Genomic DNA, 26,213 nt, shown 5'->3' with positions numbered 1-26,213 from the left:
CTGCTGACGGTGACCGTGCTGCCGCTCTGTAAGATCTCCTGCTGTGTGCCGTATGCCGTGGTGACGGTGAAACTTCCCGAAGAGGCATTCACGGAGGCGATGAGCCCGGAAAGGCCATTCATAGCGGTTTGCGCCGAGGCTGCGTCCGTAAGACTGAAGGTTGGAGTGACTGCAAAGTCTATTGGTATAATCCCTGTTTCGCCGCTCTGCAAGAAGCATTCGCTTACTTGCCAGCTTGCCGATTGCGAGACCTGGAGGTTGAGCAGAAGCGTCATGGCGCTGCCGCTGGCTTCTATTGGCGCGGGCAGGTTTATCTGGACGTTGGAATCAGGCGTATTGCCATCATAACCGTAAATGCTGGTTGCAACCTCGTCTCCGGAAGTTGGGGAAGCAGCGCCCATGCAGTCAAAGAGGGCCGTCCCGATGGCAGCCGTCGCAGAGGTGTATGTGTCCTGGGGGATAGTGGTTGTGAACAGAGGCTCCGAGCCTCCGTTGAGATGCATGAATTCATCGTATTCGTAGCCGGGGAATAGAGTCACGGTGTTTCCCGACTTCCCGGTGAGGGTGATGCTGTTAAAGAAGAGATTGAACTGCGTGAGCTGATCGTTTGCCGTGCTGGATGCCAGAAGAGTAACCTGCGTGTTCCCCTGGGGCTGAGGCGGATTGGATGGACCCGGCTGCGTTGGTGCTGCCACAGCCCGTGCTATAGATGGCTATCAGGACGGAAACGAGGATAAGCAGCATGCAGCGGATAGACGAGGCTTGTCCGCGCGAAGATGAGGTTCTCTTCCGCTCATAAAATTGCGAGTCGATTGCGCCCTCACGAAGAACATATGTGGACGTCTTAACTGACATTCCACCGATCTGGGACACAGGTATGGCAAAAAAGAACTCAGCACAGCCATGCGGCAATACTTCTTTCGTTGTGTCATTCGTCTGTTGAGATGGCGCGTCGGCAATTATTCGAAAGCACTTCACGGCTGTCAAGTTAAATTTGCGGCTGAACCTGCGAGTCCCAAGCTATTTCGGCAGGAGGCTGAAGTTCTAGCTTGCGGGCGTGCTGTCCGCAGGCTTTTTGCCTGCGCCGAAGAGCCAGGCGTTGAGGAAGGCGAAGAGCATGCCGCCTACCGTGAACTTGAGCCAGACGGGGGCGGAGGATGGCGAGAAGAAGCCTTCGAGGCAGCCTGCTACGACAAGCATGGGGATGGTGCCGGAGACGAGGCGTGAGGCTTCCATGCCGCTCTGGGCGACGGCGTCTTTCCAGCGGAGTGCGCCGGGGAAGACCATTCCGTGTGCGAGGCGCAGGCCTGCCGCGCCGGCGAGCATGATTGCGGGAAGCTCGAGCGAGCCGTGAGGAGCGACGAAGCTCCACAGCGCGACAGACATGCCGTAATGGTGGCAGGCTGCGCCGATGACGCCGAGCATCATTCCGTTGTTATAGAGCGAGAACAGGGTGAGGAGGCCGAAGGTGATTCCGCCTGCGAAGGTCACGAAGCTGACCGAGAGATTGTTGGTCATGATGGCGCTGGTGGCGGTGGGAGCGACGCTGACGACAGATTGCGTCCACATTTCGTGGCGCTCCATGGTGGCGATCATCTGCGGGCCGAGGAAGTGGCGCATGAAGTCGATGTGGGTACTGGTGAGGATAGCGCCGAGTGCGCAACAGGCCAGCGTGATGCCGACGGAAAGCCCGACGTAGGCTAAATTGCGGCGGAAGATTTCCGGGTACTCGTCGCGCAGATAACGGAAGAGATGCAGGGCGCTCGTTTTACGACCGGCATAAATGATATGGTGGGCGCGAGCCAACAGTTGATTGACATGCGTAGCATAGGTCTGTGCGGTTGCGTCGCGACGGAGCACGGAGAGATCGGAGGCTACCTGCCGGTAGAGCAAGGCCATCTCCCGCATTTCGGCGCGGGAGAGCTGTTTGATGCCTGCGGAGTTGACCGCCGCGAGCAAGGCTTCGAGGCGGCTCCAGTAAGGACGCCGCTTTTGAAGCCAGAGGTTGGAGACAATAGTATTTGCCATGAGTACGAGCCCTAATTCGACAAGACTGGATCAAACGAGACTGGAACAGATGGGACTGGATCAGGTTAACGCAGAGGCCCTGAATCCGGAACACCACGCCATCGATACGCCGGAGCTGGTGGCGATTGAGATGCCGCTGGCGGGCATCGGCAGCCGCTTTATCGCTATATTGATCGATACGCTGCTCTGGATCGTGAGCTTTTTCGTGCTGATCATTGTCTTCAGCCTTTTAGCTCCGGCGTTTCATGCCTTCAGCCGCCTGTCTGAGCAGTGGATCACGGGGATTGTCATCTTTCTGCTTTTTCTGCTGCAGTGGGGCTATTTCACGCTCTTTGAGGCTTTCTGGAATGGGCAGACGCCGGGCAAAAAGATTGCCAGGATTCGCGTGATTCAGCGATCGGGGCGTCCTATCGGCATTCTGGAATCGATGGCCCGCAACTTCATTCGGATTGTGGATCAGATTCCTACGTTTTATGCGGTGGGCATTGTGTCTGTCTTTGTGACACGGCAGAACCAGCGGCTGGGGGACATGGTTGCGGGAACGATTGTTGTACGGGATCGGCCGCAGGAGGCTCCGCTGTGGGGCGATTCGGGCTCGCGCACCTTTACGGCGGCGAGTTTTAGCTCGGGCGTGACTCCGCAGGCCCTGCCGCCTGAGCCACACATGCGCGTGAGCCTGCCGCCTGGGAATATCGCCAAACTTGCCTCGGGCGATCTGGAGGTGCTGGAGAATTTTCTCTCCCGGCGGCTGGATATGCCGCTGAGCACGCGGGCGGCTCTGGCGGAGCGTATCTCGGCTGCGCTGAGGGCAAAATCGGGCCTGGAGATGCCTCCGGAGATAAGCACGGAGACGTTTCTGGAGGCGACGGCGCGGCAACTGCGCGATATGGCCCGGATGGGTTAGCCGGCATACAACACAAGTAACCTTTTGATGAAGCGTTTGCATCTTAAAGAGTGCCGATATGCAGCTCTTTCAGGTCTCTGCGTGGGCATTTTTCGGCGGCAAGCCGCTGTAAGCGTTTAGCTTATTTCTTTACGACTTAAGTAATTCATTTAGTTCCAATAATTCATGAAAGGCACGACAATTCCAAGACAATTCTGTGACAATTTCTTGACAATACCTCTCAAACGGGAGTTAAATTTCATACGGCTGGAAGGCCGCTTTTTTTGGAGGCACCAACTTAAACGATTAAGTAGCTGTCTACCAAAAAACAGAGCCAGCAAATCCTCATTGTTCGTTTTCGTGGATTCCTCCGTAATTCCGGAGTGCTCAGGCGGTCCCTGAAAGCAGCGCGGTGAGAAATGGGAGAACAGGACAACGATCGTTCTCCAGGTTGGATTGTGAGACAGGCCACAATCCAGACCAACAAAAACGAAGTCGCAACCGGGCATCATGCCTTTTTGAAAAAGGAAGGTCAGATGAGAATCAAATTGCCAGGGAGACCCATTCTTCTAATTCTGCTACTAGCTCTAGCAACTTCTCTGGGCGCATACGCCCAGGAGAATGCTGAGTTGACAGGAAGCGTCACAGACCCCACGGGCGCTGTGATACCGAATGCAAGAGTCACCATCACCAACCCCGCCACCGGGGAAACGCGCTCGACGGCAAGTAACGGTGCGGGTCTTTACGACTTTTCCGGATTGAACCACGGCACCTACACGCTGAAGGTTGAGGCTTCCGGGTTCAAGCAGTACCAGAAGACCAACGTTGTGATGAACGTGGCCGCGACGGTGGCCGAAAATGCGGTGCTTGAAATCGGCGCCAACAACCAGACGGTTACGGTGGAAGCCGACGCGCTCCATCTGCAGACGGAAACCAATGAAGTCAGCAACCTGATTACCGGCGACCAGATTACCCAACTGGCTACCAACGGCCGCAACATGGTTTCACTGACGACGCTGGGCACGGGTGTTTCCGCCATGATTCCCTCTTTCAACGGCGTCACGGCGCAGGGCAGCGGCTTCGGGCTTAGCTTTAACGGCATGCGCCCGGATCACAATGACTGGCTGATTGACGGCGGCGAGGCTTATGACCGCGGCTCGGGCGGCAAATTCGACGTGATGCCCACCATGGATATTCTTGGCGAGTTCCAGGTTTTGAGCAGCAACTACAGCCCGGATTACGGCATCAGCTCCGGCGGCACGATTACGATGGTGATCAAGTCCGGCAGCAAGAGCCTTCACGGCGGCGCCTGGGAATTCAACCGCAACGATGCTTTCGATGCCGGCAATTACTTTTCCAAGCAATCGAATACGCCCACGCCGGAACTTCGACTGAATATCTTCGGCTTCGATATCGGCGGCCCGGTAGTCATTCCCGGCATCTATCCGAGATCGAAGAGCCGGACGTATTTCTTCGAGAGCGAGGAGTGGCGTCGTTATATCCAGGGCGCCAGTCCGGTATCGACGGCAACGGTTCCCGACGCGGACTTCCCGACTGCGGGACAGGCTCTGAACTACAACGCGTGGAACCTGAAAACAGCGCCGCTGGTGCCTGTGACTTCAGACCCGAATAAGCTCGCCGAGTATCCAGCCAACTGGGTGCCTGGGCAGCCGATCCCGGCAAACGCGGATGGGACCTATACGATTCCGGCCGGCGTGCTGGATCCCAACGCGGTTTTGTTCATGGGAACAGGGGCAATTCCGCACGCGACAAACGGCACCGGAAGCACAGACAATCCGCTGGTTATTGCAGCGCCTAAACAGCCCACTTACGTTCGTGAGGACGTGGTCCGCATCGATCATGACATCAGCTCCAAGTACCACTTGATGGGTCACTGGATTCATGACCAGATGTCGCAAACCATCTATCCCAGCGAATGGAGCGGCAGCAGCTACTACACGGTGGGCACGGTGTTTGCCAACCCGTCGTGGGCCTCGGTGATCAAGTTGAGCCAGGATCTTTCTCCAACGCTGCTCAACGAGACGGCTCTCAACGTGAACGGAAACACAATCGTATGGAGCCCGGTGGGCATCTCTCAGCAGCCGGCGGGTTGGACAGGGCAGCCTCTTTCCGGTTTCACGGGCAACAATGCGCTCAAGGAACTGCCTGGAGTTGGATTCTCCGGCACGCTGAATACGGCATGGACGCAGAACTACGATCCATGGCACAACGCGTTTCTGGATTACCAGGTCCGGGACGATCTGTCGTGGCAGAGAGGCAGACATGGCTTGAAGTTTGGCGTCTCTTATATGCGCGTGGACAAAAACCAGGAGCAACAGTCGCTTGTCCAGGGAACCTATAACTTTGGATCGGACTATTCAGGGGACTCTTACCTGAACTTCCTCATGGGTTTTGCGGATCAGTTCACGCAGCTCCAGAATTTGACTACCGCTCACTGGCTGAATAACACTTACTCCGTTTATGGCATGGACAACTGGCACCTGACGCCGCGCCTGACCCTGAATCTTGGGGTGCGCTACGACGCTCTGCCGCGTGTCTATGAAAAGTTCAACCGCGTTTCGAACTTTAATCCGGCGCTGTTCACCGCCGCGGCTGCGCAGGTTCCGGACCCGACAACCGGCTCTCTGAATCCAACCGGACCGGGAGTTCAGAACGTCAATGGAACGCCCTTCTACTTGAATGGCATTGCGTTAGCCGGCTCGAGCAACACGGCGCGCGGCCTGGTGAACAACGACTACAACACCTTGGAGCCTCGCGTCGGTGCTGCTTTCGATGTGTTCGGCACCGGCAAAACAGTTCTGCGCACCGGCTTCGGCGTCTTCTATGAACGCGTTCAGGGCAACGACATCTACGGCTTGAGCTCGAATGCCCCGTTTGCGGTGAATGCGCAGGTGAACGGCGTGTACTTCAGCAATCCCAACCAGAGCGCTGCAACCGGCGCGCAAGCCACCACCCCGCTTAACCCGAGCAGCCCTGGAAGCCTTGACACCCACTATCCGAATCCAGGCACGGCGCAGTTCAGCCTGGGTATTCAACAGCAGCTTCAGCCATCCGTTGTAGCCATAGTTCAGTATGTTGGATCGGTTGGCTGGGACCAGAACAACGAGCGCAGCATTAACACACTGCCGCTGACCGACCCGACCAACGGCACCTACGACAACCGCGAGGCAGTGGCAAATAACAGCGGCCTCTCCAACCAGTACCGAATCTACTCCGGCTACGGTGGAATCTCGCAGGTGGAAAGCGTCACCAACTCCAACTATCACTCGCTGCAGGCTGGACTGCGCCTTGAAAACAAGCACGGCCTCAATGCACAGTTCTCCTATACCTGGTCGCATGAAATCGACATCGCCAGCGGCGACGAGGGATCGACCAACGCAGCCGGCGGGCAGGCCTTTGTCTCAAATCCGTTCAACATCGCGTATGACCGCGGCTCGGGCGTGCTCGACCGCCGGCATATCTTCAACGTCAACTATGACTACAAGCTGCCATTCTTCCGGAACAGCAATGCTCTTGCCCGCACCACGCTGGGCGGATGGGAGATCTCCGGCGTTACCGTGGCGGAAGCAGGATCGCCGCTGCAAGCCTACTACAACGGTCCGGATATTGTGGGCCTTGGCGGCGGAACGGTCAACCGGCCTGACGTCTCCGGCGGAACCAAGGGACCGAAGACTCAGACGGCGTGGTTCAAATCGTCGGCCTTTTCTTCTCCCACGGCACCCTGGGATGGCGGCGCCAACCAAGGCTTCGGCACTGCGGGCAAGGATGCTGTAGTCGGCCCTGGGCTCTTTAACTGGAACATAGCCATGTTCAAGAGCTTTGCGCTCACCTCGCATGAAGGCCCCCGATTCGAGTTCCGCGTCGAGTCCTTCAACACCTTCAACCACACCGAATTCAACGGACTAGACACAACGCTGGAGGATAAGAACTTCGGGCAGGCAACCAGCGTTTACGATCCTCGCACATTGCAGTTTGGCGGCAAGTTCCTGTTCTAAATTGCGATTTTCAACCTGGCGCGGCGGGCATTTTGCCTGCCGCGCTTTTTCTTTGCAGAAGTCCGGCATCCCTTGTAACGACTGATGATGCATCTTCGTCGCATGTCTTTTTGCGAGAAGATTGGGACAACTGAGAAAATCAATTCCGCAGTCTTAATAGAGGCAAGCGTGCCACGGATTTTATCTCTCGCTTTGATTTCGTTTTTATTTGTCGCGCCCGCGTTGGCGCAGAACGCGGCAAGTGCGAATGCCGCGCCGAGCCGCGAAGCAGCATTGAATCTGGAAGAGCAGGACAAGCCTGCCGATGCTGAAGCTGCGTGGCACGCGATCTTGAAAGCTCAGCCAGGCAATGCCGAGGCGCTTGCACATCTCGGACTTATCGCCAGTCACCAGGAACACTACAAGGATGCCGCTGTTTATTATCGCAAGGCGCTTGTCCTCAATCCCAAACTGCCTGGTGTGCGCCTGAATCTTGGGCTTGCGCTGTTTAAAGGCGGCGAGATGAAGGAGGCCGTGCCGGTGTTTGCGCAACTTCTCAAGTCTGCGGCGCCTGATTCTCCGGACGCTCAACGCTATACCATTCTGCTGGCTATGTCTCATTATGGCGCACAGGAATATGCTCCGGCTGTTCCGCTGTTCAAGAAAGCCGCGGCGCGCGATCCGCGGAATCTGACTCTTCTGATGACACTTGCACATACCTGCCTGTGGTCGAAGCAATACCAGTGCGTGCTGGATACGTATAAGGAGATTCTTGCGCTGAATGCGGAGTCGGCTGAGGCCGACATGCTGGCCGGAGAAGCTTCGGATGAGTTGCATGATCATGGCGATGCTATTGAGCAGTTTCGTGCGGCTGTGAAAGCCAATCCAAATGAGCCGGAGGTGCATTTCGGTCTTGGCTATCTGCTATGGACACAGAAGCATCTTGACGAGGCTGCAACGGAGTTTCAGGCGGAGCTGGCGAACGATCCCAAACACACGCAGTCCATGATGTATCTCGGCGACACGTATATGCAGTTGAACCAGCCGGAGAAGGCTCTGCCATTTCTTGAGCAGGCTGAGCGGGCGGATCCCTCGCAGTGGCGGGTGCATCTCGATCTCGGCAGCGTGGCTGCCGATGCGGGACAGAATGCTGAGGCCTTGCGCCAATTGCTGCTGGCTGACAAACAACAGCCGAATGAAGTGAATGTCCACATGCGCCTGGGGCGGCTATACAAGGCAATGGGCAAAACGGCGGAGGCCAAGGCGGAGTTCGATAAGGCTTCCATGCTGACCAACGCTGCGGATGAAGTACTGGTGCGCCAGATGCGGCCTAAGAATCCTGTTGAGAAACCTGCGCCGCCGCCTCAGTAAGTTGTGGTCTGGTTGGTGTGCGCGCGCAGATACCAGCAGGGGCTCGACTGATTCTGCTGATATGGCGGAAACGGGAAGAGGCTTCGCGTGCAGGTCCACTGCTCCTGGCCCTGGTAGTCGATCTCCTGCTTTTCATTTTTGAGCGACGCGGCGACAAAGAGGCTTACCGTTATCGTGTCCGTGGGCGAGCCCCGCAGTTTGAATGTGAGCCAGTCGGCTGCGTAGAGTACGGCGGCGATAATTAAAAGCGCAACGGCGGCAATACGCAGATAACGCATCATAGATTTTCTTCTCCTGCGGGGAGCGAGGCTGGAATCGATTGGGAAGCTACGCCGGTGAGGCGGCGTGAGCGTGCTTCGGCAATGACGTGCTCAAGTTGCGCGGCGGCTTGCGCGTAGCTGAGCCCCTCGGCGCGAATGTTTGAGATGCAGACCCGCTCGGCATCTGTGCGGCCTGACCGTGGCTGCCATGTGATGTAGGCCCCGAGCGAGTCTGGCGAACTGAGGCCGGGGCGCTCGCCGATCAATACGATGGAAAGCTGTGCATCGAGCGTCTGGCCGATCTCATCGCCGATGGCTACGCGGCCCTGTTCGACGATGCAGATGGGTGCAAGGCTCACGATGGCGAGGCGAGGAAGCAGTTCGTTGAGTACGGCTGGGACGTGACGCTCGATGGCGAGTGAGGAGAGGCCGTCGGCAATGATGAGAGCCAGCTCTGCGTCGCGTGGTTGCGCGGAGAGTAGTTTGCGGCTGTCGTCACTTAGTAGCCGGCCGAGATCGGGGCGTTGCAGATACTCCGCGCGATTGGCTGCCGCGGAATGAAGCTGTAGTACGACGGAATTGGTTTCGGCCTTGATGGCTGCGGCGAGGCCTGCGGCATCGAGACGCGCATGGACTGCGTCGCGTGCGCGGGCGTGGGCGAGTTGGAAGGCGAGCACGTCACGTGTCTCAAGGCTAATGCCTGTGCGGCCCAGACCGACACGCGCCGGAGTAAGCGACTGCAGTTTTGCGACGATGCCGTTATGGACGAGATCGCTCATGCGGTCAGAAGCCTCTCCGGATGCGTTGCTTCCAGTGCGAGGCGGGCGAAGTTATCGCCGGCGAGCCATGCTTCGAATTCGGGCGCGGGTTTGAGGCCGAGAATGCGACGCACGTAGAGCGCATCATGAAAGCTGGTGCTCTGGTAGTTGAGCATGACGTCATCCGCGCCGGGCACTCCCATGATGTAGTTGACGCCTGCGGCTCCGAGCAGTGTGAGAAGTGCGTCTGTATCGTCCTGGTCGGCTTCGGCATGATTGGTATAGCAGACGTCGCAGCCCATGGGAAGGCCGAGGAGCTTGCCGCAGAAGTGATCTTCAAGTCCGGCGCGCGTGATCTGCTTGCCGTTGTAGAGATACTCGGGGCCGATGAAGCCGACGACTGTGTTGACGAGCATGGGCGAGAAGGCGCGGGCTACGGCGTAAGCGCGGGCTTCGAGTGTCTGCTGATCTACACCTAAACCACCGGTGCCGTAATGCGCGTTGGCGGAGAGTGCTGAGCCTTGGCCGGTTTCAAAGTACATTACGTTTTGGCCGACGGTGCCGCGATTGAGCTTTCGGCCCGCGTCATCGGCTTCGCGCAGAAGTGCGAGATTGATGCCAAAGCTGCGATTGGCGGCTTCAGTTCCGGCGATGGATTGAAAAATGAGATCGACGGGCGCGCCCAATTCAAGGGCGGCCATTTGTGTTGTGATGTGAGCGAGAACGCAGCTTTGTATGGGAATGAAAAAACGCTGGCGCAGTGCGTCGATGAGATGCAGGAGATGCGCTGTGGCTGCTGGACTGTCACCGGCGGGGTTGATGCCGATGACGGCGTCGCCTGACCCGAGGAGAAGACCATCGAGGATGGCAGCGGCGATTCCCGCGGGATCGTCTGTGGGATGGTTTGGTTGCAGGCGCGCGCTCAAGCGACCGGGCAGGCCCACCGTGGTGCGAAAGCACGTGATGACGCGGATCTTTGCAGACGCGGCGATGAGATCCTGCAGGCGCATGAGCTTGCTTACGGCTGCGGCCATCTCTGGCGTGAGGCCGGGAGCGAGTGCGGCCAGGCGCTCAGGCGTGGCATCGTCCGAGAGCAGCCAGTTGCGCAGCTCGCCGACGGTGAAGGAACGCACGGGTGCGAAGGCTGCCGCGTTGTGGGTGTCGATGATGAGCCGTGTAACTTCGTCGGTTTCGTATGGGACGACCTGGTCGTTGAGGAAGCGCTGGAGCGGTAGATCGGCGAGTGCGCATTGCGCGGCTACGCGCTCCTCGGCTGATTCCGCTGCAATTCCGGCGAGGATGTCGCCGCTGCGCTCGGGCGTGGCTTTGGCCAGCAGCGTGGACAGATCCGGGAAGAGGTGGCGCATGTTGCCGACGGTGTGCGTGAAGCCCATTGCATTCAGGATAGCTGCATCCTGCCGGTCAGTTACTGGTTCTGTTGGGTCGGATTGCTAGAATTCTCGCGTAGTTTGCTTTGCCTGTTTTGCCCATTTTGATTTGCTTATCTGGAGAAAACATCGTGAACCGTTTCCGTATTGCAGCGGCATTTGTTCTGGCAGCCACGCTTTTGACCGCACACGGCCAGCAAACACCTGATCCGCTGGTGATTGGCACATCCGCTGGACAGATTCGCGGCGTATCACGCGCAGGTGGTGGAGCGGAGTTTCTCGGCATTCCGTATGCCGAGCCTCCTGTGGGCGAATTGCGCTGGCATGAGCCGATTCCTGCAAAGGCGTGGACGGGTCTTCGTGAGGCTACGCAGTTTGGCTCGCCGTGTGCGCAGCCGGATTTGGGAGCGTGGAATCGCCATGATGCGGCCACGAGTAAAGAGGACTGCCTGTTTTTGAACGTGATTACGCCTGAATGGCCGGCGCAGCAAAAGCCTTTGCCGGTGATGTTGTGGCTGCATGGCGGGGCGAATGCAGGCGGATCGGCTTCCGGGGCGCTGTATAAAGATGGAACGCTGATTCGTCACGGCATTCTGCTGGTGACGGTGAACTACCGCCTGAGTGTCTTCGGATTTCTTGCGCATCCGGGTCTTACGCGCGAGTCAGCGCATGGAAGCAGCGGAAATTATGGGCTGGAAGACCAGATTCTGGCGCTGCGCTGGGTGCGACAGAATATTGCGCGATTTGGCGGCGATCCGAACAACATTACGGTCTTTGGCCAGTCCGCGGGCGCGATTGACACCAGTCTGCTGATGACTTCCTTTGCGAAGAACGAATTTCATAAGGCGATTGCCGAGAGCGGTGCGGCGTTCCTGGCGCCGGTGCCTCCGCTGGCGCAGGCTGAGAAGGATGGGGTTGCATTTGCGTCCACCATGAATGCGCCGGAGGGCGAGGCTGCCGTGAAATTTCTGCGCGGGCTCAGCGCTGAGGAGTTGCTGAAGGCTGTGTCAGATCCCGATGTCAAGCGCAGGCCGCATGTGGGACCGATTGTGGATGGGTGGGTCATTACGAAATCGCCTGCGGAGGTTTTTGCCGGCGGGCATCAGTCGCAGATTCCAATGCTGCTGGGCGTGACGACACGCGAATTTGGAAATGATTTGACGCCGGAGCGGCTGGCTGCACACATCAAATTGATTGCGGGCAGCCATGCGGAGGAAGCGTTGAAGCTTTATCCGGTGAGCGACGCTGCTTCCGATCCGCTTTATGGCAAGGCTAGCGACCAGTGGGCCGCGGATATGCGTTTTCATTGTCCGGTGGCGACGGAGGGGGCGTGGCAGAGCAAGGCGAAGCAGCCGGTGTATTTGTATCAGTTCGATCACCCGATTCCGGGACAGGAGGCACAGGGGGCTGTTCACTCCGCGGACCTGCCGTATGTGTTTGGATATTTTCCGAAGTCTGGGAATATCGCCGGTAAATTTACCGATGCCGACATGCGGCTGGCCGATCTGATGGAGACTTACTGGACCAACTTTGCGAAGACGGGCAATCCGAATGCGAAGGATGTTCCTGACTGGCCGCGGTTGACGGAAGCGGGCGGCTACCTTGAGTTCATGCTGGATGGTCATGCGGAAGCGCGAGCGTCGCTGCTGCGTGCGCCGCAGTGCGCGTTGTACCGGGAGATTCTGGATAACTTTTTGCATGAGGCGCAGTGAAGCGGAATAGAGGCGATTGGTTCGGTGATGAGCACCATGCTACCCTTTCGGCACCATGCGATTTAGTTTCTTGCTTGTAGCTTTTTGCGCGGCCAGTTTTTGCGTGGGCCAGCAGACCGGTGTATCTCCGCTTCCTGCCGATCCGCGCGCAATTCTTGAGGCGGCACGGCCACTCTACGATTTTTCTTCCGCCGATCTGAAACCCTGGCATCTGCGAGTCAGCTATCAGCTCTATGACGAGAAGGAAGCTCCAACCGAGCAGGGCACATTTGAATATTGGTGGGCTTCGCCTGAAGCGCATCGAAGTTCATGGACGCGCGGCAGTGTGAGCTATACCACCTGGGAGGTTGCAGGCCACCGCCACGCGCATCAAGGCTCAAGCGAAGCGCTTAGTTATGTCGAGAGCAAGCTGGAGCAGGCGTTCTTTTCTCCACTGCCGAGCGAGCGGACTGTGAATTCCGACCATACTCAGTTCGAAAAGCGAACCTACGGAAAAGACGCCAACATGATGCAATGCGTGATGGTGGGGCCTAAGATGACAGGGGTCGGCGCGACTCCGATCGGATTGTTCCCGACCTACTGCTTTGTGCCATCGCAACCTGCCCTGGTTGCGTATTTTGCATACGCGGCACCTGTTATTGAGTTTAATCAGATCGCGAAGGTGCAAGGCCGCTATCTACCGAAGCAGATTACGATTCTCTCGTCGAGCCGGAAAAAGCTGCTCACGGCGTCCGTCGAGATGACCAACGGCATTTCTCCACAAGATGCCGCGCTTTCGCCTCCGCAGGATGTGAAGGCTTCGTATCCTCCCAGGAAGGTTGAGGAGGCTGGAGCAAAGGATTCCGCAGCGAACCAGAATCTAGATGACGACGCAAAGGCCATGGCCGCATTGCGTGATGGAATCACAATTTCTCCTGAAGAGGCACAGGGATTGGCTTTGAGCAGGCCGTCGCCGATCTATCCTCAAGATGCAAAGGACGCGCGTATCAGCGGCACTGTTGTTATTCACGCGGTGATAGGACGCGATGGCTGGGTCCACGATATGCAGGTGGTCTCAGCGCCCTCGGCATCGCTGGCTGCATCTGCGCTCGGCGCGGTTTCACAGTGGCACTATCGGCCATATCTGCTCAATGGCGAGCCGGTGGAAGTAGACACCACGGCTAACGTGATCTACTCGCTTGGGCGGTAATGTCGCGCATAGCTCTCATTGCCGAGTTTTTTGTTCTCTTTGTGGCGCTGCCGCTGGGGTATCGCTTTGCGCCGGTCAGGATTCCTGCGCTGCCGGTGCTGTGGGTGATTGCGGCGTATGCGTGGTGGCGGCTAGTACGCGATACACACTTCGATCGGGCGCGGATGTGGGATATTGGCGCGCTGCCGGGGCGTGCGGGTTTGATCCTCGCGATCTTTGCGATTGTGGCGCTGGCGATCTGGCTTGGCGTGCGAAGGTTTGCGCCGGAGCTGGAGTGGAGTTTTGTGCGCAGCAATCCGGGATTCTGGGCGATTGTGATGGCGGCCTATCCGGTGTTGTCGGTTTATCCGCAGGGGATTATCTACAGGGCCTTTTTCTTTGAGCGCTACAGCGCGATCTTTCCTTCACGCTGGGCGATGATTGTGGCGAGCGCGGCGGCTTTTGCGTTTATGCACCTGATCTTCCGCAACTGGCTTGCGGTGGGGCTCACGTTTGCGGGAGGGCTGCTCTTTGCGTGGCGTTACGGGGAAACAGGATCGCTGGCGACATCGAGCTTTGAGCATGCGCTCTATGGGTGCTGGCTGTTTACGGTGGGCCTGGGCCAGTATTTCTATCATGGGACGATTGCGAATGTGGGTACGGCACTGAAACGGTGAGCGCGAAGAAAAACGCCCCGAGCCTTGCGGCCCGAGGCGTTCGTCGTTTCAGAGGTTCCTAGGACTCGATGGAGGCGGCACGGGGCGAGACGCCGCTGATTTCCGCTGCGCGTGCCTCAGCATAAGCCGCTGCGCCGATCACGGCTACATACGGCTCAAGAATTACGCGCACTGGCATATTGATGAGCAGTTGGCTCAAACGGCCCTTGTCTGTAAAAGCCTTGATGAAGGTACCGTCCTTGAGCTTCTCAAGAATGCGGGGCGCGATGCCTCCTCCGATGTAAAGACCGCCGACGGAAAGAATCTTGAGTGCCAGGTTGCCTGATTCGGCGCCATAAGCCGAAACAAACATATCGAGCGTCTTTTCACAGATTTCGCTTTTGGCGGCAAGACCGTTTTCCGTGATGACGGAGTTGGGATCATGCGCGGCGGCGATCTGCTCGCCCAGCCATGCCGGCACTTCAAGGCCACGCACGTCGCGCAGGAACTCGAAGATGTTTGTCATGCCCATGCCGCTGAGGACGCGCTCCCAACTGATGCGTCCGTTGTATTTCTGCTTGAGGAAGCGCAGCAGGTCGATCTCGTCCTCATTGCGGGGAGCAAAGTCGGCGTGGCCGCCTTCCGACGGGTACGGCATGTGATGCCGCCCGTTCCACATGAGCAGGCCTTGACCCAGACCTGTGCCGGCAGCGATCAAAGCGCGGTTACCGATCTGGCCTGGGTCGCCTTCGGCGAGGGTGTAAATCTGGTCGGGCTTAAGCTCGGCGATTCCGTAGCCGTTGGCTTCGAGATCGTTGATGAGAAAGACATAAGGAATGCCGAGGCCGGTTTGCAGTTCGCGGTTGTCGAGAGTCCAAGGCAGATTGGTCAGGCGCAGCCGGCCGTCGCGCACAGGGCCAGGCACGCCAAAACAGGCCGATGTGGGCTTGTCTGCGGCGAGGAACTTTTTTGCGATCTCTTCCAGCCCGGAATATTCCCTGGCCGGATATTTTTCATCCCGTATATGGATGAGTTGCCCGTTGGCAAAGTCATACAACGCAAGGTGAACTTTAGTGCCGCCTACATCGCCGGCAAGAATCATCGCACTCTCTCCAAAATTCCGCGGCCTTCCGCATCGGGTGCAGGTAAGAGCGCCGCGGCGACCTTATCCAGAAACAACGTGAGTATACCGCTTGCGGGCCAGATGAGTTGACTGGGAAGCGTTTCGACGTCACGCGGCCCGAGGAAGACTTCCTTCAGCCGCTCGGTCTTATCTGCGCCGCCGATGAGGAAAAACACGCTGCGGGCCTGGTTGATAACCGGCCAGGTGAGGGTGATACGCCAGGTGTCTTTCTGCGGGACGTGATTGGCGGTAACGAGCTTGCCCATCTCGTGAATGGCATCCGTATGCGGAAAGAGCGAGGCGGTGTGACCATCGTCGCCCATGCCGAGCGCGACGAGGTCGAAGGTGGGGGTTTCGGCGCCTTCAAGGCGAAAGCTGTTGCGCAGCTCGGATTCATAGCGGGCGGCGGCGACTTCGGGCTCAAGCTCGCCTTCCATGCGGTGAATCTGCTCGGGCTTGAGCGGCACGTGATCGAGCAGCGATTCCTTTGTCATTCGGTAGTTGCTGTCGGCGTCCGTGGGCGGAACGGTGCGCTCATCCACCCAGTAAAGCTGGAGTTTATCCCACGGCATGGCGGAGAGGAATGGCTCGGCAGGATTGGCGAGCAACTGGAATGCGGCTTTCGGCGTTGATCCGCCGCTGATGGCGATGCGCGCGAGGCCGCGTGCCGCGACTGCCTGCTGTACTTTTTCGACAAACTGCTCTGCTGCGCGGCGCGCGAGTGAGGCTGAGTCCGGCTCGACGAAATATTCGACGGTGAGCTTGCTGGACATAGGGGAAGTGATCCTCCGGATACCAGCTTACAAGGTGGGGGTACAGATGTGATGAACGCCGGATTTGCAGCCGGATCAGCGGCCCAGATAATCGCGGTACTGCTGCTCCAGTATGCCGGCGGCGCGGGCCAGGGCCAGCTTGGAGAGGTTGTACCGATAGAGGCTTTCGACGAAGTTGTTCTGCGCGGTGGAGAGCGACGCCTGCGCATCCACGAGCGGCAGCGTGTCGTCCACGCCTGCGTTCACGCGATCGGTCTCGTCACTTAGCGCGCGCGTGGCCAACTCGACGTTGGACTGGGCCACATCGACGAGCTTCTTGTCTGCTGCCACGTCAAGCAGCGCCGAGCGCACCTGCTGATCGATCTTGACGCGCAGGTCACTGAGCTGCGCCTCAGCCGAGTCCCACTGCGCATGCGCGGCATCGATATCACCCCGCAGGCTTGCCTCGCGGAAGATGGGAAACTTCAGTTCTCCCGTGGCCGCAAAATTGCCGTGCGAACCGATGCTGGCTACCTCTGTGACGCCGTAGAAGCCCTTGAAGCTGAGCGTGGGCAGGCGCTGCGCGCGATAGGCCTGATGGGCCGCTTTCAGCTCCAGAGCCTGATTGGTGAGGTTCTGGTAATCCTGGCGGTTTTTGTAGGCAATGGCGCGGACTTCTTCCGGCGTTTGCGCAGCGAGTTCGCTGTATGGTGCGCGGTCTGTGAGGACGATCTTCTGGCCGGGATCGACGCCGATCTCGCGCTTGAGCAGGATCAGGTCTTTCTGGAGCCCGTTTTCGGCCTGAATGCGGGCCTGCTGCTCAGTCTGGTATTGCACCCGCGCGCGGAGCTCATCGAGATTGGCGGCAGTGCCGCCCACATGGGCCTCATGCGCATTGTTGTATGACACGCGGTCTGACTCTTCAAGAGCACGCGCATTCTCCACAGCGCTGGCCGCGGCAATGGCGCGGAGGTAAGCCGAAGCTACCTGCTGGACAACTTCGCCGCGGGCAGACATCTTGGCGAAATAGGCGGCTCGCATTCCGGCGCCTGCGGCTTTAAAGCCGGCGATGACTGGGCCGGAGAAGAGCGTCTGCTCGTATTTGAACTGCCCTTCGGTTACTTCAGCGCGGGTGATAAATGAAAAACCGGAGATGTCTGTGCCGGGGGGAAGAATGGGCAGGACTTTGGCAACGAGGCTCGGCCCAAAACCCAACGCCTCGAGGTTGTACATGTGGTAGCCGGCATCGCCGACGAGGGAGATTGTGGGCAAAAACTGCTGCACGGCCTGGTTGTACTGCCCGCGCAGATTCTTCTCAGAGTACTCGGCTTGCTTGAGGCCGAGGTTGGTGTCCAGGCCGCGCCGAACGGCATCGTCGAGCGAAAGCTTCAGCTCTTCGTCCGTTACCGGCTGCACCGTTACGCTGCCGTAAAAGGCGTTGGCGGCGGAAGAGTAATTGGAGTCAGAAGATGGGTTTACCTGCGCACGGAGGACCGGCATGGCGCAAACGGCCGCAAATAAAATGACAACTGCCGCGCGCTTAGCGACAGAATTTATGCTCTGACTCACAATCATCATTCTCTCAGATGTTTATCGAGCCGGAGGGGATTCGGCGCCGACGGAAAAATCCGTCTTATGCGGATAGGAATTGCTGTGCGTAGCCAAAATGGCTACACTAAAAACCGGAGAGGATCATGCGATTGGTGTCATTGCGGGAGTTTCGTACGCGCGGCGCGAAGGCATTGGAGAAGGTGCCGAAGGGAGAGACGGTTCTGCTGACGGGACAAAAAGGACCGGCGTATTTTCTGGTGCCGGCGATGGGGGATATTGCGGCGCAGGAGGATGACCTGCAAACGGCGATTGCGCGGGCGAGTTTGCGGGAGGACTGGGAGGTTGCCAAAACCCTTCCGCCAATCACGGATGAAGAGATCGAACAGGAGATTCGGGCGTACCGTGCCGAGCAGGCCGCACAAGAACTGCTGAAGAGTGCATGATGTGGACCATCGTTCTCGATACCAACGTCATTATCTCAGCAAGGTTGAATCCTCTCGGCGCTCCGGGCAGAATTGTGAACGAGTGGGTATTGCCGCGGCTTGTGCATACAGTGACATGCGAGTATGTCATGCAGGAATACCTCCGAGTCGCACACCGAGCGAAGTTTGCGCGCTTCAAATTTCCTCCGCCGTGGCTTGACCTGTTAATTGCGCGCAGCACGCACTTTCCCAACACTCCTTCCTGGCCGCATCCGCTACCGGACAGGAAGGATGAACCGTTTATCGCGCTTGCCGCTGCCGCTAGCGCATGGCTCATAACTGGCAATCTCAAGCACTTTCCCGAAGCAGCGCGTGACGGCGTTACGGTAGTTTCGCCAGCTGAATATCTGGCAAAGATAACTGGCGAGGATTAGTACGAATGCTGGCTATTCTTCTTCCTCATCGACGGGGCGCTTGGCGTTGGCGAGAATCTTTTCGGCTACAGGCTGCGGCACTACGTCGTAGTGATCCATCTCCATGCGGTAGGTGCCTTTGCCCTGGGTCATGGAGGTGAGATGGGTGCCGTAGGTGAGCATTTCGGCCATTGGGACCTCGGCGTTGATGATGGTGGCCTTTCCGCGCGCTTCCATGCCCTGGACGCGGCCGCGGCGGCTGTTCAGGTCGCCCATCAGGGCACCGGCAAACTGGTCGGGGGCTTCGATTTCCACCTTCATGACGGGCTCAAGCAGGCAGGGCTTTGCCTGCTCCATGCACTTGCGGAAGGCGATGCGGCCCGCCATCTTGAAGGACAGCTCGTTTGAGTCCACGTCGTGATAGCTGCCGTCATAGACCGTGGCCTTGAAGTCGACAACCGGATAGCCGGCGAGCCAGCCGCGCGAGGCGGATTCGACAATTCCCTTCTCTACTGCGGGAACAAACTGCCGCGGAATGGAGCCGCCAAAGATTTCGCTCGAAAACTGGAAGCCTGATCCGCGTGGCAACGGCTCTATGCGAATTTTGCAGTCGCCGAATTGCCCGTGCCCGCCGCTCTGCTTCTTGTGGCGGCCCTGGGCTTCTGTCTTACCGCGGATCGTCTCACGGTACGGCACTTTGGGGGATTTCAGCGTGACTTCCGCGTGATAACGCTTGCGAAGGCGGGAGACGATTGCCTCAATGTGCGGCTGACCTGCTCCAGCGATCAGGAACTCATTGGTCTGCGGATCGCGGTAGAAGCGGATGAGGAGGTCTTCTTCCATGAGCTTGTGGATTGCGGGTGCGAGTTTGTCTTCATCGGCACGTGATTTAGGCTCGATGGCGTAGGTCATGGCCGGTTCAGGGAATGGATAGAGGTCTACCTGAATCTCTGCGCCCTTCTGGCCGAGCATGTCGCCGGTCAGCGTGTCGCGCAACTTGGCTACTGCGCCCAGATCGCCTGCGTGCAACTCCGTCACCTCCACGGCCTTGCGACCCTGCATCACGCTGAGATGCGAGAGCCGCTCCTGCCCGCGGCGGGTGTAATTTTCGAGTGTGGCATCGTTTTTGACCACGCCGCTGATGACTTTGAAGAAGCTGATGCGACCGGCAAAGGGATCGCTCATGGTTTTGTACACAACCAGTGACGCCGGTTCCGAGTCTGCAACGGGACGAAATCCGATTCCGCCGAGGGCCGCTTCACCTAAGCCCGAGCCTTGGCCGCTATGTCCACTGCCGTGCCCATTTGTGGCTACTGCTACGCCGCCGCTTTCACTGGGCTGAGTCGCAGCGAACGCCGCCGGCGCGTGTACTGCAAATGGCGCGCGCTCAATGGGCGCGGGAGCATACACCTTCAGGAAATCCAGCAGATGGTCCGCGGCGACATTTGTCTCCCCGCTGACAAAGAGCACGGGGAAGATGCGGTCTTCCCGGATGGCCTCATGCAGTGCGGAGATCAGATGCTGCTCGGGAATTGTGCCCTGGGCAAAGAACTCTTCCATCAGCTCGTCTTTGCCCTCGGCCACCAGTTCCACCAGGGCCTCATGCGCGGCCTTGGCGGACGCGAACAGAGAGGCTGGAATCTCGCCGATTTTGCCCTGGCCATCGCCGTTCGGGGTGTAATAAAAGGCCTCCATCGTGACCAGATCTACTACTCCATGAAAGCCTTTCCCATCGGAAATCGGCAGCTGCACCGGGACGCAGGTGCGGCCCCAGCGATCATGCAGATCTTCAATCAGAGAGGCCAGCCCGCCGTTGCCACCGGCCTTGGGATGGTCCATCTGATTGATAACCACGATGCGCGGAATGTTCGCCTCCTCGGCATACTTCCACACGCGTTCCGTCACGGCTTCAACGCCGTTCTGCGCGTTGACGATGACTGCGGCTGATTCGACGGGCAGCAGCGCGGCGCGGGCTTCATGGCAAAAGATATGGAAGCCGGGCGTATCGACGAGGTTGATCTTGACACCCTGCCACTCGGCAAAGGCCACGGCGTTCTGCATCGTGGTGCAGCGGGCGATGTCTTCCTCGTCGTAGGCTGTGACGGCAGTGCCGTTCTGCACGCGCCCCTGCGCAGGCGTCATGTGCGCGGCGTGTAACAGCGCCGAGACCAGCGTGGTCTTGCCGCTGTGCGAATGGCCTATAACGGCGACATTGCGGATTTCACTTCCCGGATAGGTTTTCATGGCTGGTTTCCCTCGGAGTTGGGAGATGGAATAAGCGGATCAAACTGGAGGCTGAGGCGCGGGCGCGAGGAATTCAGGAGGGCGTCCGTTGGGGCGTCCGGCGAGCCGAGTTGGACAACTCGGTATCCGGCTTGGGGGCCTGCCTCATCCATGCGGAGAGACTCCGGCGGCGCAGAGATTACGCCTGTTCAAAGAGACGCAACCGGCGCTGCCTGATTAAGTACCGGATGCTATCACAACGGGAGGGGTTGGGCGTCAAGTGTTTTCGTCACTGACTTAAAACGGCCTTACAACTATATTTAGACGCTCGCGGCAGCGGGCAGAATTTCATCCACATCGACCCATTGCGTTGGGTACTCGCCCGTGTAGCAGGCCACGCAGTAGCCGGTGCCCTCGCCGCCGTCACAGCATTTGAGCATGCCGTCGAGAGAGAGATAGGCCAGCGAGTCCGCCTCAATGTATTGGCGAATCTCCTCGACGGATTGATTGGCGGCGATCAGGTCGCGCTTGCTAGGCGTGTCCACGCCGTAGAAACATGGCGAGATGGTGGGTGGGCAGCTGATGCGAAGATGGACTTCCGTGGCGCCCGCGCCGCGCACCATGCGAACGATTTTGCGTGAAGTGGTGCCGCGAATGATGGAGTCATCGATGAGGATGACACGCTTGCCTTCCAGGAGATTGCGGACCGGATTCAGCTTGAGCTTGACGCCGAAGTCACGGACGCGCTGCTCCGGCTCAATGAAGGTGCGGCCCACGTAGTGATTGCGAATGAGGCCGAAACGGAATGGAATGCCGCTTTCCTCCGCGTAGCCCAGAGCCGCGGTGACGCCGGAGTCCGGGACCGGGACGATGAGATCCGCCGGGACGCTGGATTCGCGTGCAAGCTGGCGGCCCATCTGGTCGCGGCTTTCCTGCACCCAGCGGCCGTAGATTTTGGAATCGGGGCGGGCGAAGTAGACGTGCTCAAAGACGCAGCTCGATTGGGGCACACCACTGGCAAACTGCCGGCTGGTGACACCATCCTGCGTGACCATGACGAGCTCGCCGGGGAGCACATCGCGCTCGTACTCGGCGCGGAGAAGATCGAAGGCGCAGGTTTCAGAGGCGAAGACGATGGTGTCCGGCCCGTCTGTGTTGCGAATGCGTCCCATCGACAGCGGACGAAAGCCGCGCGGATCGCGGGCTGCGAAGACGCGGTCGCGGGTCATCATGACGATTGAGAATGCGCCTTCAACCTGCGAGAGCGAATCCGCGATGGCATCTACCAGAGTGCCGGCTTTGGAATGCGCGATGAGCTGAACGATGATTTCGGAGTCAGAGGTCGTCTGAAAGACTGCGCCGGCGCGCTCCAGTTTGGTGCGCAGATTGCCAAGGTTGATCAGGTTGCCGTTATGCGCAATGGCGATGAGACCCTTGGTGGATTCGACGCGGATGGGTTGCGCGTTCAGCAGAGCCGAGTCACCAGTGGTGGAATAGCGCGTGTGTCCGATGGCCATGGAGCCGGGCAGCTTGCGCAACACGTCATCCGTGAAGATCTCAGAGATGAGGCCCATGCCCTTGATGTTTGCGAGCTGGTGGCCGTCTGCCGTGGCGATGCCACCCGACTCCTGCCCGCGATGCTGCAAGGCGTAGAGCGCAAGATAGGCCTGCCGCGCTGCGTCAGGGTGGCCGTGGATGGCGCAGACGCCGCATTCCTCACGCAGCTTGGGATCTTCATCTGGTGATTGCGTATCGTGAACCGCGCACAGTCGGGCTTCCGCAACAGAAGTGTCTTCCACGCCCGGAACGCCCTGATACATCAACCGGCTCATGCCAACACCTCGTTGTGGATCGCGGCTTCAAGAGATTCCGCCCACGGCTCGCGGAGTTCCGCAAGCGCAGCCGAGATAAATGGCTCGTGGTTCACACTGATTTCCAGACTGTCGCCGCCTGTGACGCCAATGCGCGCAGCGAGAAAGCCATACTCATCGGCGAGCTTTTCAATCTCATCCACATCGGCGGACTTCGCTGTCAGTATCACGGTTGAAGCCGGCTCGGCAAAGAGTCCAAAGAGCGGATGAATGAGCAGCGATTCATCCTGATCGGCTTTTGCGCCGATACCGCTGCGAATCGCGGACTCTGCAAGCGCTATGGCAATGCCGCCATCGGAGATGTCTTTGGCCGAATGCACCAACTCGCGATCGGCAACGGCGCCAAGCAGCGTGTGCAGGTCGGCTTCGGCATCGAGATCGAGCGCGGGAGGCGTACCCCAGACTCCACCGAGAACAACCTTTGCATATTCCGAACTGCCGAAGGCCGCAAGCTCAGCACTGGCTGTCGCTTCGGGTTCTTCGGGGTCGGCATCCGCTACCACTTCCGCCTCTGCTTCCACGACCGGATACCGCATGGGCTCCGGCGTAAACGGCACCTTCAGATCGGGATTTGGTTCTTCGCCGCGCGGCACGGGCCAGAGCAGCAGGATCGTGTCACCCACAGCTTGAAAATCCGCCGGAACGGCCTTTGTCACGTCATCCAGTATGCCGACGATACCGAGAACCGGAGTGGGATAAATTCCTTCGCCGCGGGTCTCGTTGTAAAGCGAGACATTGCCGCCGGTGATGGGCGTGCCCAGCACTGTGCAGGCCTCTGCAATGCCGTCAATAGCTGCGGAAAGCTGGGCCATGATCTCGGGCTTTTCAGGGTTGCCGAAGTTGAGGCAGTTGGTGGCGGCTACGGGTTCCGCTCCGGTCAGAGCGACCTTGCGGGCGGCTTCGGCCACGGCGTGCATTGCGCCCAACCTGGGGTCCAGATAACACCAGCGGCCGTTGCCATCGAGAGCCATTGCGAGGCCGCGCTCGTGACCGGGCGTTCCGGTGCCCTTGATTCGCATGACGCCGGCTTCACCACCAGGCCCCTGAACCGTGTTGGTCTGCACCATGGTGTCGTACTGCTCATGCACCCAGCGCTTGGAGCTGATATTTGCACTGCCCAGCAGCTTCTTGAGATCGGCTGTGTAATCGCGGTCCTTTGCGAGCTCTTCCTGCGCATGCACTGGAGGCTCGGCAGGCAGAGGCGACTTCCATGTACCGACGGGACGGTGATAAAGCGGCGCGTCATCGGTCAGCGACTCATTGGGGATGTCGGCGACCAGCACGCCATGATGCCGGATGCGCAGCCGCGACTCCGGCTTGACCGTGCCGACGACGACCGCATCCAGACCCCACTTGGCAAATACCTTGAGGACTTCGTCTTCGCGGCCCTTTTCCGCGACAAGCAGCATGCGCTCCTGACTTTCAGAAAGCATGATCTCGTAGGAGGTCATGCCGGTCTCGCGCTGCGGAACGAAGTCGAGCTCTACGTCAAGTCCCACGCCGCCACGCGCGCCCATCTCACAGGTGGAGCAGGTAAGGCCGGCCGCGCCCATGTCCTGAATGCCGACGATTGCGCCGGTTTTCATGGCTTCGAGACAGGCTTCGAGAAGCAGCTTCTCCATGAAGGGATCGCCCACCTGCACATTGGGCCGCTTCTGCTCAGAGCCTTCCTTGAATTCTTCGCTGGCCATGGTGGCGCCGTGAATGCCGTCGCGGCCAGTTTTGGCGCCGACATAGATGACCGGATTGCCGGTGCCGCTGGCCTTGCCGTAAAAGATTTCGTTTTGGCGGACGAGGCCGAGCGCGAAAGCATTTACCAGCGGATTGCCGCTGTAGCAGGGCTCGAACTTGGTTTCGCCGCCGAGGTTGGGCACGCCAAAGCAGTTGCCATAGCTGGCGATACCTTCAACGACGCCTTCCACAATGGAGTGGTTCTTGCGAATGAGTTCCGGTCCGACTGCGGCGTCGGAATCGATGGGGCCGAAGCGCAGCGAATCCATGACCGCCAGCGGCCGCGCGCCCATGGTAAAAATGTCGCGCAGAATGCCGCCCACGCCGGTTGCGGCGCCCTGGTGCGGCTCAATGTAGCTGGGGTGATTGTGGCTCTCGATCTTGAAGGCACAGGCCCATCCATCGCCCACGTCGATGATGCCGGCATTCTCACCCGGCCCCTGGACGACGCGGTCGCTCTTTGTGGGCAGCCGGCGCAGATGCACCTTGGAGGACTTGTAGGAACAGTGCTCGCTCCACATCACGCTATAAATGCCAAGCTCTGTGAGGGAGGGAACGCGTCCAAGCGCTTTAAGGATGCGGTCATACTCTTCCGGAGTAATACTGTGCTGAGTTAACAGCTCCGGGGTCAGCGCAACGGGCTCGGGAGGTACAGCAGCAGAGGGGATAGGATTCATCGCTCTGATCCCATTGTCGCATGATATTCACAATTCCTGCGCGGGTCGTGTCAAAGTACGCGCTTGTGGAAAGCAGGGACAGAAACTAGGAACGCTGTGGCAGAGCAAGTTACGCCCGTGCGGATACTTTAATCTGCCCCTCCAAATTGCCGCCGAGGCAGGCCGGGATGGCGACCCTTCAAGGTCCGCAGACGCTCAGCGCTCTATTATCCGCGCCGCTGCAATAAACGTACTCCGGCCTTTGTGTCTTGGCTGAATCGTGCGGAGTGGTTCGGGCCTTTCTATTGAGCACCGGCCCGGGACAGCACGGCTGTGACAGTACGCACCAGCAGATAGAAGTCCGTGGTCAAATTCCATGTCTGCACATAGAAAGCGTCCAGCTTGATGCGCTTTTCGTAATCAAGCTGGACGCGTCCGGAGACCTGCCACAGTCCCGACAGTCCCGGTGTTGCCGCCAGATAAAAGGGCAGCAGGTCACGATAAAAGCCGGTTTCCGCCTGAACGATGGGCCGTGGTCCAACCAACGACATTTCTCCACGCAGCACATTCAACAACTGCGGTAGCTCATCAAGACTCCATTTGCGCAGAAAACCGCCGACAGGCGTAATTCGCGGGTCGGCCTCGCTGCTCCTGCCCTTGGAAAGGCGCCATTGATCGTCAATATTCGCTGCATCAAATGCCGCGCTTCCGGAGCTTTTCGGGCGCATCGAGCAAAATTTCCAAATTCGAAAGGTGCGGCCGGCACGACCAATCCGCTCCTCCCGATAAAAGATAGGTCCTTCCGAGGTGAGCCGGATCGCAACTGCAATTGCCAACGAAGGTATCGCGCACAGAGCAAGCATGAGAGAGGCGCCAAAAATATCTACCGCGCGCTTGGCATACCGGTAGCGCCAGGATTCCCACGGCACGCCCGGATACTCCACATACACGGGATCAGGTAACTCCCATGCTGCATAACCTTCTTCCTCCAACAGAATACGCACATGCGTGGAAGACAGATTTGTCGCCACAAACTCTCCTTGAATCAGTAGCACTGTTAAACAGTCTGGTTAGATTCTTTGACGTCTTTCGTCTTTTTTACATCGTTGGTGGTTGCCAGCAGAACAAGAGACCAAGGCTCCGCATTTTTCCAACAGTTGTCCTGCATCGAGACTTGCTGAGCGCAATAGCGCCTGCAAGATTCTCTCTGTGTCTCAGAAGGACTGAGAAAGAGTCTTCAGTTTGACTTTGT

The 26,213-nt window shown here is 58.6% G+C and carries 20 protein-coding genes; 8 read left to right on the top strand and 12 right to left on the bottom strand.

Annotated elements, in window-relative coordinates:
• Both ABSG47_RS06580 and ABSG47_RS06575 read right to left on the bottom strand, forming a co-directional pair.
• Nucleotides 1-695: hypothetical protein (locus ABSG47_RS06580; RefSeq protein ID WP_424167980.1), on the bottom strand; the 695-nt coding region annotated here is incomplete at its 3' end.
• Nucleotides 696-1,044: 349 nt separating this feature from the next.
• A complete protein-coding gene (locus tag ABSG47_RS06575) occupies nucleotides 1,045-2,028 on the bottom strand; it encodes a stage II sporulation protein M (RefSeq protein WP_424167977.1) in 984 nt (327 codons plus the stop codon).
• A 49-nt stretch (nucleotides 2,029-2,077) separates the two neighbouring features.
• Here ABSG47_RS06575 and ABSG47_RS06570 point away from each other — a divergent pair, with 49 nt between their 5' ends.
• The 3 genes from ABSG47_RS06570 to ABSG47_RS06560 all read left to right on the top strand — a co-directional run bounded on the left by ABSG47_RS06570 (nucleotide 2,078) and on the right by ABSG47_RS06560 (nucleotide 8,277).
• Nucleotides 2,078-2,932 carry an RDD family protein gene (locus ABSG47_RS06570; RefSeq protein WP_424167975.1) on the top strand — a complete coding sequence of 285 codons (855 nt, stop codon included), beginning with the start codon at nucleotides 2,078-2,080 and terminating at the stop codon, nucleotides 2,930-2,932.
• A 608-nt stretch (nucleotides 2,933-3,540) separates the two neighbouring features.
• Nucleotides 3,541-6,927, top strand: coding sequence for a carboxypeptidase-like regulatory domain-containing protein (locus tag ABSG47_RS06565; RefSeq protein WP_424167973.1), 3,387 nt, complete (start codon nucleotides 3,541-3,543; stop codon nucleotides 6,925-6,927).
• A gap of 168 nt (nucleotides 6,928-7,095) precedes the next feature.
• Nucleotides 7,096-8,277 (top strand): tetratricopeptide repeat protein, encoded by a 1,182-nt coding sequence (locus ABSG47_RS06560; RefSeq protein WP_424167970.1) that lies wholly within the window; start codon nucleotides 7,096-7,098, stop codon nucleotides 8,275-8,277.
• Here ABSG47_RS06560 and ABSG47_RS06555 read toward each other — a convergent pair.
• From ABSG47_RS06555 to ABSG47_RS06545, 3 genes are read right to left on the bottom strand one after another with little or no spacing between them, the layout of a single operon-like run.
• Nucleotides 8,271-8,558, bottom strand: a complete 288-nt coding sequence (locus ABSG47_RS06555; RefSeq protein ID WP_424167967.1) for a hypothetical protein — start codon at nucleotides 8,556-8,558, stop codon at nucleotides 8,271-8,273. The two genes, ABSG47_RS06560 and ABSG47_RS06555, sit on opposite strands and share 7 nt — an antisense overlap.
• On the bottom strand, nucleotides 8,555-9,316 hold the full coding sequence (eutC, locus tag ABSG47_RS06550) for an ethanolamine ammonia-lyase subunit EutC (RefSeq protein WP_424167965.1): 762 nt from the start codon (nucleotides 9,314-9,316) through the stop codon (nucleotides 8,555-8,557). Before eutC ends, ABSG47_RS06555 begins: the two co-directional genes overlap by 4 nt.
• Nucleotides 9,313-10,689, bottom strand: coding sequence for an ethanolamine ammonia-lyase subunit EutB (locus ABSG47_RS06545; RefSeq protein ID WP_424167963.1), 1,377 nt, complete (start codon nucleotides 10,687-10,689; stop codon nucleotides 9,313-9,315). The genes eutC and ABSG47_RS06545 overlap by 4 nt, the downstream gene beginning before the upstream one ends.
• Before the next feature lie 125 nt (nucleotides 10,690-10,814).
• Here ABSG47_RS06545 and ABSG47_RS06540 point away from each other — a divergent pair, with 125 nt between their 5' ends.
• The 3 genes from ABSG47_RS06540 to ABSG47_RS06530 all read left to right on the top strand — a co-directional run bounded on the left by ABSG47_RS06540 (nucleotide 10,815) and on the right by ABSG47_RS06530 (nucleotide 14,240).
• Nucleotides 10,815-12,395 (top strand): carboxylesterase/lipase family protein, encoded by a 1,581-nt coding sequence (locus ABSG47_RS06540; protein WP_424167960.1) that lies wholly within the window; start codon nucleotides 10,815-10,817, stop codon nucleotides 12,393-12,395.
• A 70-nt stretch (nucleotides 12,396-12,465) separates the two neighbouring features.
• On the top strand, nucleotides 12,466-13,584 hold the full coding sequence (locus ABSG47_RS06535) for an energy transducer TonB (RefSeq protein ID WP_424167957.1): 1,119 nt from the start codon (nucleotides 12,466-12,468) through the stop codon (nucleotides 13,582-13,584).
• Complete coding sequence (locus ABSG47_RS06530; protein WP_424167955.1) at nucleotides 13,584-14,240, top strand: CPBP family intramembrane glutamic endopeptidase; 657 nt, start codon at nucleotides 13,584-13,586, stop codon at nucleotides 14,238-14,240. The genes ABSG47_RS06535 and ABSG47_RS06530 overlap by 1 nt, the downstream gene beginning before the upstream one ends.
• A 58-nt stretch (nucleotides 14,241-14,298) precedes the next feature.
• On the opposite strand, the gene glk is transcribed toward ABSG47_RS06530, so the two are convergent.
• The 3 genes from glk to ABSG47_RS06515 form a co-directional block, all read right to left on the bottom strand.
• Nucleotides 14,299-15,321 (bottom strand): glucokinase, encoded by a 1,023-nt coding sequence (gene glk, locus ABSG47_RS06525; protein ID WP_424167953.1) that lies wholly within the window; start codon nucleotides 15,319-15,321, stop codon nucleotides 14,299-14,301.
• Entirely contained in the window at nucleotides 15,318-16,115 is a 798-nt protein-coding gene (pgl, locus tag ABSG47_RS06520) for a 6-phosphogluconolactonase (RefSeq protein ID WP_424167950.1), read from the bottom strand. The genes glk and pgl overlap by 4 nt, the downstream gene beginning before the upstream one ends.
• 75 nt (nucleotides 16,116-16,190) lie before the next feature.
• The gene (locus tag ABSG47_RS06515) at nucleotides 16,191-17,594 is read right to left on the bottom strand and encodes a TolC family protein (protein WP_424167947.1); all 1,404 of its coding nucleotides are present in this window, start codon (nucleotides 17,592-17,594) and stop codon (nucleotides 16,191-16,193) included.
• A gap of 194 nt (nucleotides 17,595-17,788) precedes the next feature.
• Between ABSG47_RS06515 and ABSG47_RS06510 the strand changes: the two genes are divergently transcribed.
• Nucleotides 17,789-18,088 (top strand): prevent-host-death protein, encoded by a 300-nt coding sequence (locus ABSG47_RS06510; protein ID WP_424167944.1) that lies wholly within the window; start codon nucleotides 17,789-17,791, stop codon nucleotides 18,086-18,088.
• Nucleotides 18,085-18,501 (top strand): putative toxin-antitoxin system toxin component, PIN family, encoded by a 417-nt coding sequence (locus tag ABSG47_RS06505; RefSeq protein WP_424167942.1) that lies wholly within the window; start codon nucleotides 18,085-18,087, stop codon nucleotides 18,499-18,501. Before ABSG47_RS06510 ends, ABSG47_RS06505 begins: the two co-directional genes overlap by 4 nt.
• Before the next feature lie 12 nt (nucleotides 18,502-18,513).
• Here ABSG47_RS06505 and ABSG47_RS06500 read toward each other — a convergent pair whose 3' ends face one another.
• The 4 genes from ABSG47_RS06500 to ABSG47_RS06485 all read right to left on the bottom strand — a co-directional run bounded on the left by ABSG47_RS06500 (nucleotide 18,514) and on the right by ABSG47_RS06485 (nucleotide 25,953).
• The gene (locus ABSG47_RS06500) at nucleotides 18,514-20,724 is read right to left on the bottom strand and encodes an elongation factor G (RefSeq protein WP_424167940.1); all 2,211 of its coding nucleotides are present in this window, start codon (nucleotides 20,722-20,724) and stop codon (nucleotides 18,514-18,516) included.
• Between the two features lie 299 nt (nucleotides 20,725-21,023).
• Nucleotides 21,024-22,535, bottom strand: coding sequence for an amidophosphoribosyltransferase (purF, locus tag ABSG47_RS06495; RefSeq protein WP_424167937.1), 1,512 nt, complete (start codon nucleotides 22,533-22,535; stop codon nucleotides 21,024-21,026).
• Nucleotides 22,532-24,982 (bottom strand): phosphoribosylformylglycinamidine synthase subunit PurL, encoded by a 2,451-nt coding sequence (gene purL / locus ABSG47_RS06490; protein WP_424167934.1) that lies wholly within the window; start codon nucleotides 24,980-24,982, stop codon nucleotides 22,532-22,534. Before purL ends, purF begins: the two co-directional genes overlap by 4 nt.
• 281 nt (nucleotides 24,983-25,263) lie before the next feature.
• Nucleotides 25,264-25,953 carry a sugar transferase gene (locus ABSG47_RS06485; protein WP_424167932.1) on the bottom strand — a complete coding sequence of 230 codons (690 nt, stop codon included), beginning with the start codon at nucleotides 25,951-25,953 and terminating at the stop codon, nucleotides 25,264-25,266.
• Nucleotides 25,954-26,213 lie beyond the last annotated feature (260 nt).

It is taken from the genome of Occallatibacter sp., assembly GCF_049510455.1.
Classification (GTDB): Bacteria; Acidobacteriota; Terriglobia; order Terriglobales; family Acidobacteriaceae; genus Telmatobacter.
Note: the sequence above shows the minus strand (reverse complement) of the source record. Positions and strands in the feature narration are given on the sequence as shown.

Coding starts and splice junctions, on each gene's coding strand:
- ABSG47_RS06575 (WP_424167977.1), bottom strand. CDS start 2,028: ATGGCAAATACTATTGTCTCCAACCTCTGGCTTCAAAAGCGGCGTCCT.
- ABSG47_RS06570 (WP_424167975.1), top strand. CDS start 2,078: ATGGGACTGGATCAGGTTAACGCAGAGGCCCTGAATCCGGAACACCAC.
- ABSG47_RS06555 (WP_424167967.1), bottom strand. CDS start 8,558: ATGATGCGTTATCTGCGTATTGCCGCCGTTGCGCTTTTAATTATCGCC.
- eutC (WP_424167965.1), bottom strand. CDS start 9,316: ATGAGCGATCTCGTCCATAACGGCATCGTCGCAAAACTGCAGTCGCTT.
- ABSG47_RS06545 (WP_424167963.1), bottom strand. CDS start 10,689: ATGGGCTTCACGCACACCGTCGGCAACATGCGCCACCTCTTCCCGGAT.
- ABSG47_RS06530 (WP_424167955.1), top strand. CDS start 13,584: ATGTCGCGCATAGCTCTCATTGCCGAGTTTTTTGTTCTCTTTGTGGCG.
- glk (WP_424167953.1), bottom strand. CDS start 15,321: ATGATTCTTGCCGGCGATGTAGGCGGCACTAAAGTTCACCTTGCGTTG.
- pgl (WP_424167950.1), bottom strand. CDS start 16,115: ATGTCCAGCAAGCTCACCGTCGAATATTTCGTCGAGCCGGACTCAGCC.
- ABSG47_RS06515 (WP_424167947.1), bottom strand. CDS start 17,594: ATGCCGGTCCTCCGTGCGCAGGTAAACCCATCTTCTGACTCCAATTAC.
- ABSG47_RS06510 (WP_424167944.1), top strand. CDS start 17,789: ATGCGATTGGTGTCATTGCGGGAGTTTCGTACGCGCGGCGCGAAGGCA.
- ABSG47_RS06505 (WP_424167942.1), top strand. CDS start 18,085: ATGATGTGGACCATCGTTCTCGATACCAACGTCATTATCTCAGCAAGG.
- ABSG47_RS06500 (WP_424167940.1), bottom strand. CDS start 20,724: ATGAAAACCTATCCGGGAAGTGAAATCCGCAATGTCGCCGTTATAGGC.
- purF (WP_424167937.1), bottom strand. CDS start 22,535: ATGAGCCGGTTGATGTATCAGGGCGTTCCGGGCGTGGAAGACACTTCT.
- purL (WP_424167934.1), bottom strand. CDS start 24,982: ATGAATCCTATCCCCTCTGCTGCTGTACCTCCCGAGCCCGTTGCGCTG.